Source organism: Streptomyces sp. NPDC107538 (genome assembly GCF_055657445.1).
The window spans coordinates 211,262-224,318 of the sequence record NZ_JBVKAY010000013.1 but is presented as its reverse complement, the minus strand read 5'-3'; the positions used below and the strand labels follow the sequence as shown (position 1 = coordinate 224,318).

At 64.7% G+C, this 13,057-nt stretch carries 8 protein-coding genes; all 8 read right to left on the bottom strand.

Translation table 11 applies throughout. The annotated features are described in order from the left end of the window. Positions 1-740 precede the first annotated feature (740 nt). The 8 genes from ACZ7MG_RS34610 to ACZ7MG_RS34575 all read right to left on the bottom strand — a co-directional run bounded on the left by ACZ7MG_RS34610 (position 741) and on the right by ACZ7MG_RS34575 (position 13,046). Entirely contained in the window at positions 741-1,100 is a 360-nt protein-coding gene (locus ACZ7MG_RS34610; protein ID WP_471382661.1) for an ASCH domain-containing protein, read from the bottom strand. Continuing rightward, positions 1,097-2,212 (bottom strand): hypothetical protein, encoded by a 1,116-nt coding sequence (locus tag ACZ7MG_RS34605; protein WP_471382662.1) that lies wholly within the window; start codon positions 2,210-2,212, stop codon positions 1,097-1,099. Before ACZ7MG_RS34605 ends, ACZ7MG_RS34610 begins: the two co-directional genes overlap by 4 nt. A gap of 651 nt (positions 2,213-2,863) precedes the next feature. Next, positions 2,864-3,049: a hypothetical protein gene (locus ACZ7MG_RS34600; protein ID WP_040835385.1), complete on the bottom strand. Its 186-nt coding sequence runs from the start codon at positions 3,047-3,049 to the stop codon at positions 2,864-2,866. 310 nt (positions 3,050-3,359) lie between these two features. After that, positions 3,360-4,589, bottom strand: coding sequence for a helix-turn-helix domain-containing protein (locus ACZ7MG_RS34595; protein WP_471382663.1), 1,230 nt, complete (start codon positions 4,587-4,589; stop codon positions 3,360-3,362). A 328-nt stretch (positions 4,590-4,917) separates the two neighbouring features. Then, the gene (locus ACZ7MG_RS34590; RefSeq protein WP_471382665.1) at positions 4,918-5,649 is read right to left on the bottom strand and encodes a M48 family metallopeptidase; all 732 of its coding nucleotides are present in this window, start codon (positions 5,647-5,649) and stop codon (positions 4,918-4,920) included. A gap of 42 nt (positions 5,650-5,691) precedes the next feature. After that, positions 5,692-8,949, bottom strand: coding sequence for a type I restriction endonuclease subunit R (locus ACZ7MG_RS34585; RefSeq protein WP_471382667.1), 3,258 nt, complete (start codon positions 8,947-8,949; stop codon positions 5,692-5,694). Positions 8,950-9,475: 526 nt separating this feature from the next. Further along, the gene (locus tag ACZ7MG_RS34580) at positions 9,476-10,606 is read right to left on the bottom strand and encodes a restriction endonuclease subunit S (protein WP_471946421.1); all 1,131 of its coding nucleotides are present in this window, start codon (positions 10,604-10,606) and stop codon (positions 9,476-9,478) included. After that, a complete protein-coding gene (locus ACZ7MG_RS34575) occupies positions 10,599-13,046 on the bottom strand; it encodes a type I restriction-modification system subunit M (RefSeq protein WP_471382670.1) in 2,448 nt (815 codons plus the stop codon). Before ACZ7MG_RS34575 ends, ACZ7MG_RS34580 begins: the two co-directional genes overlap by 8 nt. Positions 13,047-13,057 lie beyond the last annotated feature (11 nt).

The following is a 13,057-nucleotide window of genomic DNA, read 5'->3' as shown; positions in this document are numbered from 1 at the left end:
TGCAGAACGCGTAGAAACAGCCCGCCACTGGGGGGCAGAAGAGACGGAGGGGGAGGGCTGCCAAAGGTTTCTTTATTGGATTAAGGAGACCACCGGGCGCGGCCCCCGCGGCGCGGCGGCCCAGGCCGCCGCTGGCTCCCTGTCTCCGCCACCGCCCGCAGCGGCCCCGCCCGCTCGCGCCGCAGCCCGAGGAGCAGTCAGCCGGAACCGCGAAGAACCCTGTCAGTCACCCCAAGGTGCGCACGGTCGACAGGAGCGTGGCGCTCGCCAAGTCGGCACATATCACTGCGAATGGCTGTCAGCCACTTGCGGCGGGCGGCCAGCCTCAGCGCCGCAGACAGAAGCCATCCTTCAGCCGCAACCGACGGAGCGCCGGGGCCGGTGTGATGCGGAGGCTCGTGACGTTCGAAGAAGCGTGGCTGATGCCGGTGGGTGGTTGCTGGAGACACACGTGACGGGTGCGCGTTCGGCGCACCCGTCGCCGTGGCTGACTTTCGATGGTTCAGGTCAGGACCCCTCTCCAACTCGATGACAGAAAGCCCCGGTTGAGCAGGACCCCCTGTCAGAGCACGCCAACCGCCCCGGTGCCATCCGCACCGGGGTCCTGACCGAGAACCGGGGATTCCGAGACCGGACCACCCGGATTGCTGTCCAGCCTGAGGGGTGGTCCGGCTTTCAGCTGTTGGCGCTCCCTCGGAGGAAGCCGCACCGCCCTCGGGGGCGAGGACCGTACGACGGGACTACAGGGGAAGCAGTTCGATTTCGATGGCGAGCGCTCCGAGTGCTTCCTTCTCCGCGGAATAGATCTCGCGGATGTTGGCGAGCTGCTGCTCGCGGGAGGACGCCGGGTTGACGTTCGCCGGGCCCTCCCCGTCGAGGAGTTCCTCGAACGTCTTGTACTCCGTCACCCGATTCACGTGGACGTCGCACGTCTCGTCCGTGCCCTTGATCCGGAAGCGGATGACGTCTCCGGCGGCCAGGTCTTCGAGGTGCGGGTACTTCACCCTCACCTCGATGCTCTTCTCACCTGCGGCGACGAGATCGAAGTACCGGCGGTAGAGGTTCAGTTCGCGGACGCGAGCGGCGGCGGTTTCCGTCATGGGGCGGGAACGCTCCTAGCTGTTGCGGTGGTCATCAGCCGGCCGAGTTCACCGGCCGAGTACGAGCGGAAGAAGTGGCGTGGATCAGCGAGTAACACGTCGGTCAGACCGAGCAGACGGTCGACGTACTCAGCCAACGACCCCGGCCACTCCCGGGTGTCGAGCATCCACGGGGCCGCACCGTCCGGCAAGGGCGCTTGCCCCTCCCTGATAAGGGATTTGGACAGTTTCGCGCCCGTGTCGGTGACCACCTGGGGGCAGAACAGCCGGGCGGGCAGCTGTCCGTGGGTGAGGCCGACGGCCTGTAGGGCGCCGTCGACGAGGAGACAGCCCGGCATCCAGTCGCCGCCCTTGACCATGACGTACAGCGTGCCGTCCGCTCCGGCGATGGCCAGTTCCTTGACGAGGTTCCGGTACAGGGTGGCGAGGTCGAGGTAGCCGCCGCTCGCAGGCTCGATGACGACCTCGTATGCGCCGTGGTGCAGGCACACGGCTGAGATGGTCGCACGCTCGAAGCCGTCGTCACGGACGCGGGTGCGTTCGGCGTGCTTCTCGGCCCATCCGCAGCCGGGGCGCGGGCAGGGAACGCGAACGTGTGGCCGACCGGAGGATGGAGACAGGTACCAGCGGGCTGCTGCCATACGGGGCAACACACGCAGCCAGGTACGGCGGTAGTGCTCGCCTGCTTGCTGCTGGCTGTAGGTCTCGATGGAGTACGGCACTTCCAGCCGCTCGGACAGAGCGGCGAAGAGCGGGCGGTACAGCTTGTCGACCTGTTCCGCGATGCCGTCTTCACCGAGGGCTTGCGCGTAAGCCCGTTGGTAGCGGTGACCGGTCTCCTTGTCGGTGACGATGGCGTACGGGGCGTTGTCGAGGGCGCTGAACTGGACTTCGGCCGGTACGTCGAACCTGTCCCGGATGCGGACCGCCGTGGCGAACGTGAGCGACTGAACCAGGGACGTTCCGATGTGCGGCGCTCCGTTGATCTGCGTTCCCACTACGAACACAATCCGCCCCGGAGCCGCAGTGACCATGTGCGGCCTGAGCAGGTCCTCAGCGTTTGTGAGCGCGTTGGCGAGAACGGTGTTCGGCGATACGGGATAGGTGGTCACCGCGTCTTCCCCTCGGTAGATGGGCAGGACTGCGCCGCAGAGCGGCGGGTGTGCGTTCAGCGGTTGAACTGTGATTTGCGTGGTGGACCCGACCCCGCGCCGGGGGGAACCGGAAGAGACGCGGGGGCGGGAGTCATCGGGTCGGGCGACGCCCGCGGGGTCGTCGGTGACGGCCCACCCTCGTCGAGGGATCGGGCGGACCCTCGGCGAGGGCGGGATGTTGCGGGAGGCGTGGCCGGCGGGCCGGTAACGGGTACACGCGGAGGGAGTACCGGGCGTCGTAGTCCGTCACGGTGAACATGAACGCGCGGCCTGCGGCGAGAGCGCGTAGCGCGTGCTCGTACGCCTGGTCGCTTTCGGCCCAGGCACGCAACTCCACATCGGGACGCGGGATCTCCGGCCCGGTGACGACAAGCGGCGCGTCAGCGAGACTCATGGCCCCGAGGCCCGGGGACAGCAGCCGGGCGAGGCGGTGCGCGGAGGCTCTCAGCCACCGGGCCGCGAGGCGTGGGGAACGGCCGCGGTAGGTGGCGAGCAGGACTTCGCAGGAGCCACTGAGGTCGTGGGCGGTGGATTCACAGCGGAATGCGACAGGAGGTCGCACGAGGGCACGTGCAGAGGTCGGTGGGGCGAGCATCAGCACGTTCGGGCTCACCGCTTACGATCCTGGGCCGATTCCCTCGCCTTGATCATGCGGTCGAGCTGGGTGTGGAACAGCTCGACTTGCGCGGGGGTGAGAACGAGGAGCGACTCGCATGCGCCCCCGTCCTCGTAGTGGACGGTTACCGCCAGGCCCGCCTGCTGTGCACGGGGGTCGTATGCAGCGTCTCGCCGCATGGGCGTGACGTGGGTGACAGGTACCGGTACGGGCCGGAGGGTGCTTCCGTCCGACCTCGCGCGCCAGTCCACGCCACCGCCAGGCGGACGCAGTTGGTACGACGCCGAACTGTCGCTGGGCAGGGCGACGACCACCCCGACCGTTCCTTCCTTGGCGAGGTCGACAGCGAGGTCGCCAAGGCGTGGGTGAAAGGGGCTGCCTGCGGCTAACGCAGTCCTGGGCGTGGGGAGTTGCTTCGAGGTTCGATCGGCCATGCCCCGAAGCTAGGTGTGTGCTCAGGGTCCAATATGAACCGCAGGAATACGACCCTTACCCGTCGAGGTGGAAGCGGTCCGACATGCGGCGCAGCTTCTCACGGGTGCTCGCTCGCTCGGCGTACACGATGCTGCGCAGGGTTGACCGAGCGATGGGGTGGTTGCGAACGAGCTGGGGCGCGATGCGCTCGGCCTTCTCCAGTTCCTTCAGCGCCGAGTCGCGATTCCCGTCCCACAGCCAGGCACGCGCCAGGTCCATGTGGTGATGACCACGGCGGGAGTTGGGGAGCGACTCGATCAGGTCCGGACTTGTGCGCCGGTTTATCGACAGTGCCTTGCCCTGTTCGTGCATCTCCAGTGCGACGCTGATTGCGTGGATCTGCACATTGCCGGGCGAGAAGGTTGTGCTGTGGCGGTCGTACACCGGGGGGCCGGCGTACTCCGTCATTCGATCGGCTGCGGTCCGCGCGTGGTCGACTCGCTCGCGAGCTTCCGCACGGTGACCACCCCGAGCGGCGGAGATGGCCGCACGCAGTTGCAGGGAACCCCACGCCCGCACGGCGAGCGGCTCACCCAGGTCGTATCCTTCCTGCACGCTGCGGATGGCCTTGTCCGACAGGGCAATGGCGTCGTCCCAGTCCGCGGTGGCCCACATGTCCCAGACCCGAATCCAGTCGGCGACAGCCGGCAGGACGGGATCACCGGACTGTCGCGCCGACCATGCAGCCCGCTCACAGGCCATAGCGACCAGCTCCGGGTGCCCGAGGGCATGGGCCGAAGTGTGGGCGAACTTGCAGCACACCGCGTAAATCGCGTACGCCTCTTCCCGCTCGTGCCCAGTGGCGACCTCGGCCAGGGCACGCGTCTCACGGAACAGGTCAGGCAGCACCTCCATGATCGCCACGTTGGCGGCGGCATCGCGGAGACGGTGGAGCCGAGTGGTCTCCTGCCAAAGCTGACGGGCCGACCTGGGCGTGCCGTTAAAGACGGGGGTCAGGTCGTACCGACGCAGCTCGCGCATGATGGACGCAGCAGCTACCTGCCACTGATTCTCGGCCGGAGAACTGTTGTACGGACGCCCGATGAGGTCGTTGGGGTGTACGTGCAGCTCCGAGGCGAGCAGGTTGAGCAGGCCGACGCGGTCCAGCTCGATATGCCCGCGTTCCATCTTCGAGACCCACCCCTGCGTCTTGCCGAGAGCGGCAGCGAGGTCGGCCTGAGTCATGCCGAGGCGGAGCCGTGCACGACGTGCGCGACGACCGATCTCTTCGGCTTCTTCCAGCATCAGCGCGCCCCCCTGTGGGTGAGGCGCTGGTGTTCCAGCGGGCGGCGGGACATCGGTGCTCCGTCCGTAGAGGCTTCTCCTCTCGAAGGTACCCAGAGTGCGCGCTGGGTGTGGAGTGCTACAGGTCGGGAACTGCACGAATGACGTCAGGGCGTCGCTGACTCCATGAAGAGGTATAGGAGGCCGACGAGAGATCCCAGCTCACGATCTTGCTCCGCACCTTGCTGAGGGGGATCCACCCGCCAGGTCGGATTCGGTGGGAGCCCCTACACGCCGGATCGCGTCGGCATGAGGAGTCCAGGCTGTCGTAGATCGTGCGCCGCTGCCTTCATGTCTTCGTTTCCGGCAGCCAGAGGTCGGGCCCGAGCCGTCTCAGCCGGTCGCGACGGGCATGGCAGTCGGGCATGGCCCGCTGAACCGTCCGCCAGAATTGTTCGCCGTGATCGGGCACATGCACATGGGCGAGCTCGTGGACGAGCACATAGTCGATCAGATCGGGTAGAAGCTGCATGGTCGCCCAATGGATGTTGAGATCGCCATGGAGCGAGCACGACCCCCAGCGGTAGCCCAGAGGCCGGACCCGGAGTTCGCCGCAAGCCACGTCCATCCGCTGGGCCCATGGCCGGAGCCGACCGGGCAACCAGCTCACACCACGCCGGGTGTACCAGGCGATCAGGGCCGTGGACGCATCGTGGAGCACGTCCTGTCGGATCTCCAGTCTGCCTCGCAGCAACCGCACATCGGTCGGGCCGCTCTCGACGATCAGCAGCCGGTGGCTGCGCCCCAAGTAGGGAAAGCCCTCTCCGGAGACATATTCACGGGGGGGTCTGCCCTTGCTCAGCGACTCGCGCTCGGCGAGCTTGCCGTACAGCCATTGCCGCCGGCTTCTGATCAGCTTTACCAGTTCGGCTTGCCCGGTCCCCGGTGGGACGGTGACGCTGACGGTCGAGTCACGCTCGACGGTCAGCCTGACCTGTCGCCGTCGCTCGCTGACCCGCACCTGTACGTCTAGGTCGTCGACGCGCAGGACCTCGGTGGCCGCTGAACCCTTCACGGTCACATCCTGGCACCCGTCACTGACATCCCCCGCCAGTCCCTCGCGTCAAGGGCGCGGAATCTCCGTACGCCGGTGTCCGATCACTTCCACAAGCTGGTCGGCCAGCGAGTCGACCTTGTCGATGGGCGCCGCATCCTTGGTGATCAGTAGTTGGACGGTCTGGCGTCGGAAGTCCTCCTGGTCGACAGGACTCCGCCAGAAATCACGCCGATGGGTCACTTGCTGGGCGAGGATGTAGACGTCAGTGCTGATGTCGCACAACCACTGGTCAGTCTCCGGGGCGACCACTCCGTCCTGCGCGGTTTCCTCCAACAGGACGCCGTACAGGGCCCGTTCGACCGAGCTCAGCAGATCATCGGGCGCGGTAGGATCCGTTCGCAATTCGGCCACCAAGGCGGCCAGGAGCGCGGCTTGTTGCTCCCAATTCTCGGCGTAGTCGCGCAGAATCTCTTCGAGACGCTGACTGAGCCGCTTATAGAAGTGCGGGTCCTTACCCCGGTTGATCTCGATGTGGTCCCGTACGGCGTGCTCCATCTCCGAGGCACGGGTTCGCGCGCCGGGCAGCGCCGCTACCTTTTCTTCGAAGTCGTCCGCTGTCAGCGACACCGGCGGCAACTTCTGGTCGATACCCAGCGAGAGCAGGTGATCGTCGAGCAGCTGGCGGACTTTCGCGCCGTACGCGCTGGGGTCGAAGTCGCCACCGTCGATTCGGAACCTGCGCTTCGCCCGCATCGCGATCTCCGCGTAGAGGGTGGCGTCTTCGAGGAAGGGGCGTACCGCCGGTTCGGGCAGGATGACGTCGATGGTCGTGAGGAACCGCTTCAGCTCGGCCTCAAACCTGTCGAACAGGGCGCCGTCGTTCAACAAAAGCACACAGTCCTCAAGGGTTGTCCCGGAAGGGGGCACACCGTGGTCGGTAAAGACCGCCTGGAGGCGACGACGTATCGGATCCAGCTTCGCGACTTCCTCGCGGAGGTCGAGGAAAACTCCATCGACATCGTCGGCGGAGTAGGCCTTGAGAGCTTCGGTCAGATGGTTGGCGACCCCGAAGTAGTCGACAACATAGCCGCACTTCTTGTCCTTGGCCGGCCGGTTGACCCGGGCCACCGCCTGCAGTAGCTCGGCCTGCTTGAGCGAGCGGTCGATGTAGAGCACCTGCTCGATAGGCGCGTCGAAGCCGGTCAGCAGCATCGACTTAACGATCAGGAATGCGACCGGGTGGTCGTCCGGGCCGAGTTCCGTCGGGAACGGCCTTGTGAAGTCGTCGACCCGGCGCTCCTGTGGCTTCTGCGCGGTCCACTCGGCAAAGCGCTCTTCGTGGTCGTCGGTGCCCGGTGAGATGATGGGAACGAAGTCCATGGCACGGAGTAGATCGAGATTCCGGTGTGCGATGACCTGCGCGATCTGTCGGGCGGTTAGCTGGTCCAGCGGAGCATCGAGCAACCGTGCCGGGACTGTCTCGGCCTGGTGAACCAACTCGTCTCTCGCGGCGAGCAGAGCCGTTCGATAGCGCAGTGTCGCCTCACGGCTGTTCGCCACCAGTTGGGCCTTGAACCCGCCGGGCAAAACGGTCGTGACGTAGTGCCGGAGCAAGTGCCTGGCCTTGGCCGTGATCAGCTCTTCGGATTCAAGCACGTCGCCCTTGGTGGCGTACCGGCGCTGCAGAGCCTCACGGTCCTCGTCGCTCTGCTCGGCGAACAGGTCTTCAAAGACTTCGTCGAGGTCACGTCCGTCTTTAACCGCACCTTTGACGGTATTGCCCTCGTAGAAGATCCTCACGACCGCGCCGTCGGCCTCGGCGTCGGCCAGCCGGTAGGTGTCGATGACGCTGCCGAAGATCTGGGAGGTCTTCTTCTGCTTGCCCATGATGATCGGGGTGCCCGTGAAACCGATCCGGGCGCAGTTGGGCAGCGCCTCCAAGAGATTCATGTGCAGAGTCGAGCCGTGCGACCGGTGTGCCTCGTCAATGAGGACCACAATCGCGCTGCCGTCGTTGAGCTCCCCAAGTGAGGGAACAGCATCGACCAGCTCGCCATTAGTGGACCGTGCCGCTACGTCCTGCTGCTTCTGGATCATCACGGCGACGATGCCCGGGCCGTCGGCTGCCAACAGTCGCTTGGCCTCCTTGACCCGCTTGGCCTCTTCGACTTCTTCACCGGTGAGCCGCAGAGTCTCGGACAACTGTTTCTGTAGCTGGGTCCGGTCCGTGACCAACACGACCTTGACCGCGGACAATTCCGGTATCGCCCGCATACGGCGGACGAGGAACGTCATGGTGAGGCTCTTACCGGAGCCCTGGGTGTGCCAGATGATCCCGCCCCGCCGGTCTTGGACACCGTCTTCCTCACGCGTGTGACCCGTCAATAGGCGCTCCAGGGTCTTCTCGACCGCGCGGAACTGTTGGTAGCGCGGCGCAGCCTTGATTCGGATGCCATTGTCCAACGTCATGAACGTGACGTAGTCGTGGATGATCTGCAACAGCCGCTCGGGGTGGAGTATCACCGCAGTGAGCCGGTTCTGTTCGGTAACTGACCGCTCATCGCACCCGAGCTGAGCCGCAATCACCGCGTCAGTAAGCGGGTACGAGTCGCGCCACGGCGCGTAGTGCTCGGTGTCGGCCGTGAGCGTGCCCAAGCGTGCCCGCTCCCCGCAGGTCGCTACGGTCAGCTGGACTGTGTGGAAGAGCTTCGGATTTCCGGTGGGGATCTTGGTCCGGCTCTTGCCGGCGTACCGCTTTAGCTGCGTGACGGCCTGGGCGATAGCGTCGCCTTTGCTGGGCTTCTTGCACTCCACCACGACCAGGGGGATGCCGTTTACCAGCAGCACCGCGTCGGGTGTGATGTGGTTCCGCCCACTCGTGCCCGGCACGTCGACCCGGAACTGGGACACCACCACGAATTCGTTGCGCTGCCAATGCTTCCAGTCAATGAAGTGGACACGTTGGTCTCGGCCTCCGTCCCAGCCTGGCAGACCAGGTACGGTGACGCCCTTGATCAGCACCTCGGTCGTTAGCTCGTTGGCCTCCAGCAGACCCCTGGCCGTGATCCGCGTCAGCTCGCCCAGCGCTTGACTGATTCGCGCGTTGTCCAGCCAGGGTTGCCCATCCGGCCCCGGGTTGATGTCACGCATAGCCTTTCGCAGCCGCGGCTCCATCAGCACCTCGGCGAATGATTCGCGCCCGGAGGCCGTCGGGTCCTCCGGCTTGAACGCGCCCTCCGCCTGGCCCGACAGGTGTTCCCACCCCATCAGTGTCAACTGCCGGAGCAGCGGAGCCTCAACCTGTACGTACTCGGGCCCGGACACGAGCGTCCCTCGCTTCAAGTCAGCGTCTGATTGCAGCGGTGCCATCATTCCTTCTGAGACCGCTACACGCCACGGTGGTTTCTAACCAGGCGGATAGGCCCATCGCTAGACGCGGAGTTCGCCGCGCTTCAACAGGTCCTGCAGATCGACGAACAGCTTCTGCCCGAGACCGACCCTGCCTGCGTGAAGCTTGCCAAGCTGGGGGTGCCATGTCGGGGTCCGGGACTCCAAGGATCCTGAGCAGTCGTCCATACCGCTGGTCCTGGCGCAGCCCTATCCGGTGGCTCTTGCCTGCAACGAGGTTCACAGCACTAAGCCCTCGCAGCTGGGGTTACCCCCGCGATTTCGGCAACGACTCCATGGTCGTGATCAGCGAGATCGATACCAACGCAGTCGTCGCCGCTCCCGGCCACGAACTCTAACTCCGTAGCGCCATTCACCGCGGCGCCGCGCTCCTGGGATCCTTCCCCAGCGCTCGCCCTTTGCGACAAGGTCGAATGTTGGGAGAGATCCATTGCCACCTCACTCAAACCCGCACTCGCCCAGTGAGGAGGTCCTCCATGAGCCCATGCTTGACCAACTGAATGCGCTCGACGGACGCAACGGCTGCATTCGCTTGCTCCCGAAGGGTTCGAATTTCGGCGATAATCTCTGCTTGCCGCCATCGCGGGACAACTGGGACAGGGACTTTAGCGATAGCGCTCTGAGTGATCAGTGGCTGACCCGTCTGAGCCCGAAGCTTCCGGAGTCCATACCAGTCGAGATACAGAGCCAAGAACTCTGGCAGCCAGCTAGGGTTGATCCAGTTGGCCCATAGCGCGTTATCTGTCACCCAACACGGGCTCTGTGAATAGCGAACCGAACCGACGCCACCCTCACCGACCCTGCCGACGACAATGGTTTCATTTTGCGCAAGGTGCCTTGTGCCAAAACCGGCGAGCCCGCTGCTCCCGTAAATCGGAATATCACCTTTTCCGGGGTGCGCTTGTTGATAGGGGAGCCCTCCTGTAAGCGTCAGTGCTCGCACGCTGGGAACGTACTGCCTAGGCGCGCCGTTATCGCCGTCCCCCAGGAGGTCGTTCATCACTGCCGACCTGACCTTCTCGAACTTATCGGCAAGATCATTACTTACTTGAAGATCGAGATCGACCGCATCGAGGATCTCCACGATCCGCCACTGCTCATCCGGATCGGTAGGCAGTGCGATCTCCAACCGTTCGAGCATGTCGATGGGGAGCCGACCCGTCCCATGGCCCGCCTCATCGACCATCGCGAGGATGTCACGTTCACGGGCCTTGAGTGCGAGGGCGAGGAAGGTTCCGTCAATCGATGTATGAGGCAGCAGTGCCTTGCAGTCCTGTCCAAAGGCCACACGGCGCTGCGCGATACCTACCCGGAACTCCCTTTTCAGGCTCATCCCTCGCACAATGAACAGCACAGTTCCAGGTTCAACCACCTTGGTGCCGGCCATGCCGCCAGCGCGAGTCACCCGACGATCTGAATCGTTGATCCGGAAGTTTTTAAGACTCGCGGCGCTGATCCACGGGATATCTCCGCCCCAGAAGCGGGGCTCTTCGGTCGCCGGGGTTCCGCCGGACCACCAAGTCCCGCAGTCCCTCAGCTTGACCCGCCTCCAGCCCTCAGGGACCTCACGCATAACCGAGCTCCTGCAGCATCTCGTCGACTCGGGAGGAGGCGGCGGCTCGCTGAGCCTCAAGTTCGGGGAGGGTGACCGCATACTTGGCGGCCCATGTACCGTAGCGCTCGATCAATACTCTGCGGCCTGTGGCGAGGCGGGCGTCGAGGCGTCGACCGAGGTCAGCTTTGAAGACACGCATGACCAGTTCGGGTTCGGTCTCGGCAGTGTGGATCAGGCGGACTCCCGAGCCGAGCTGGTCAATGAAGGCGGCTTCGAGTTTACGGACCTTGGACTTGGCTGCGGTGAGTTGGGCGCGCAGGCGCTTCAGCGCGACGGGGTCGACGTCCTCGACCTCGTCGGAGTCGTTCTCCGAGACCGTGCTGAGGGCTTTGACCCTGGCATCGAGTTCGGCCCGTAGGTTCTCAGCCTCCTCAAGCTCGTTGAGGTAGTCGGAGAGGACGTACGGGACCAACGGGTGTTCCCGAGCCTTGCGCTTGGCGGCCGCCTGGCGTTGGGCGTTCAGTACCATGGCGCTGTCATCCGCGAAAGCAGTCTGGATCGTCGTCAGCCAACCCTGAACAACTCCACTGAACTGGTGGAAGGCCAGCGTGCGGATGTCGTATTGGACGCTGCCCCACCAGGAGGCGACCGCGCCGGAGAGTTGGAAGCGGTCGAGAGTGCCGAGGGGTTCGAGTTCCGCGACGAAAGACTCCAACAACTCAGCTCGGGTGTCCATGACCTTGTGTGTGTCGGGCAGCTCGCTCAGCCGTTTGCTGTGCCGGCCCCACCACTCATCGAACGCGTCCCGCACACGCGCTTCTGCGGGCGCGGCCAGCTCAGGAATACGGGCAGCCGTCGATCGCCAGCCATCTGTCGGGAAGTCGTAGTAGTTAGCGTTCCGTTCGACGAACAGAGAGTGCACGTCCACGCCGTACGCCCGGAACGCGGTCTCGTGCTCATGGACCTCGGGCTTCGGGACGCCGCCGTGGAGATGAGCCCGTACGTCTTGGGGCTCCGGCGGCGGGGTGTTGTCGACGTATCGCCGGATGTTGAGGTTGAACTGGTTGTCTTCGAGTTCCTCCAGCGACACCACCCGGGCGAAGCCAGGGATGTCGTGGGCCGGGTCGGCTAGATAGGCCCGATAGGCAGCGACGATCTTCTCAGCGTGCTCGGGTTCAAGGTAGTTCTGGGCGCGGCCGGACAAATACTCACGGTCAGCGTTGATGAACAAAACCTTGCCTCGGTGTGAGGCTGGGCGGGGACCGGGGCCGCGCAGGATGAGGATGCACGCCGGGATACCAGTGCCATAGAACAGATTCGAGGCTAGGCCGATGACCGCCTCTAGCCGGTCGGCCTCGATGACCTTCCTCCGGATCGCCTGTTCCTCGCCGCCGCGGAACAGCACGCCGTGCGGCATGACCGTGGCGCCAATGCCGTCGGGCCGGAGCACGGAGAGCACATGCTGGGCGAACATCCAGTCAGCCTTCTTGCCGGTTTCCGGAGTCCAGCCATATTCGAATCGGTCGGCGTGCTTCATCCCGGCGCGCACGTAGTTCTGTGAGAACGGAGGATTCGTGAGCACCCGGTCGAAAAGTGTCAGCGTCGAACCATCCGGCTCGATATGCAACGGATTGGCGAGGGTGTCATCGTTCTCCAAGTCGGCGTTGACGATGCCGTGAAGAATCATGTTCATCTTGGAGATGGCCCAGGTGCCGCCGTTGGCCTCCTGGCCGTATAGGCGCAGGTCCTGGGCGTCCTCGCCTGCCTCCGCGACGTACTCCTTCGACATGATCAGCATGCCGCCGGAGCCGGCGCATGGGTCGTACACCCGCATCCCCGAGTGCGGCTCGACTAGGCGCGCCATCATCCGGACGACGCCGCGCGGGGTGTAAAACTCCCCGCCCTTCTTTCCCGCTGAGTCGGCGAACTCGCCGATAAGGTACTCATAAGCGGCACCCAGGAGGTCGGGGAACTCGAAGTCCTCGTTGCGGAGCCGGTAGCGGTCGAAGTGCTTGATCAGGGCTCGCAGTTTTTGGTCCGACAGCGACGTCTTGCCGACCTTACGGTTGAAGTCGATGTGCCCGACCACGCCCTGCAATGCTGTGGAGTTGGCGGTCTCCAACGCGGCCAAAGCCTTGTTCAGCAGGTCCGCAACGCCGTTCTCGGCCGACTTGCCTACAAGGTATTTCCATCGGGCCGCCGTCGATACGAAAAAGTCGCCGCCTTGGTAGAATGCCCGGTTGTTGGCGATCTCTTCAGCCTGCGCCTGTGTCCGGCCAGCCATGATCTGCTCGGCAATGACTCGGGACCGGATCGTGTCGAACTGGTCGGAGCAGCGCTTAAGGAACAACATCCCGAAGATGTACTCCTTGAACTCCGAGGCATCCATTTTGCCACGCAAGATGTCAGCCGCACCGAAGAGATGCGCTTCCAGCTGCGGCAACGTCAGCTTCGCCACAGGCGGAGCCC

Coding starts and splice junctions, on each gene's coding strand:
- ACZ7MG_RS34610 (WP_471382661.1), bottom strand. CDS start 1,100: ATGACGGAAACCGCCGCCGCTCGCGTCCGCGAACTGAACCTCTACCGC.
- ACZ7MG_RS34600 (WP_040835385.1), bottom strand. CDS start 3,049: ATGCGGCGAGACGCTGCATACGACCCCCGTGCACAGCAGGCGGGCCTG.
- ACZ7MG_RS34595 (WP_471382663.1), bottom strand. CDS start 4,589: ATGCTGGAAGAAGCCGAAGAGATCGGTCGTCGCGCACGTCGTGCACGG.
- ACZ7MG_RS34580 (WP_471946421.1), bottom strand. CDS start 10,606: ATGCGTGAGGTCCCTGAGGGCTGGAGGCGGGTCAAGCTGAGGGACTGC.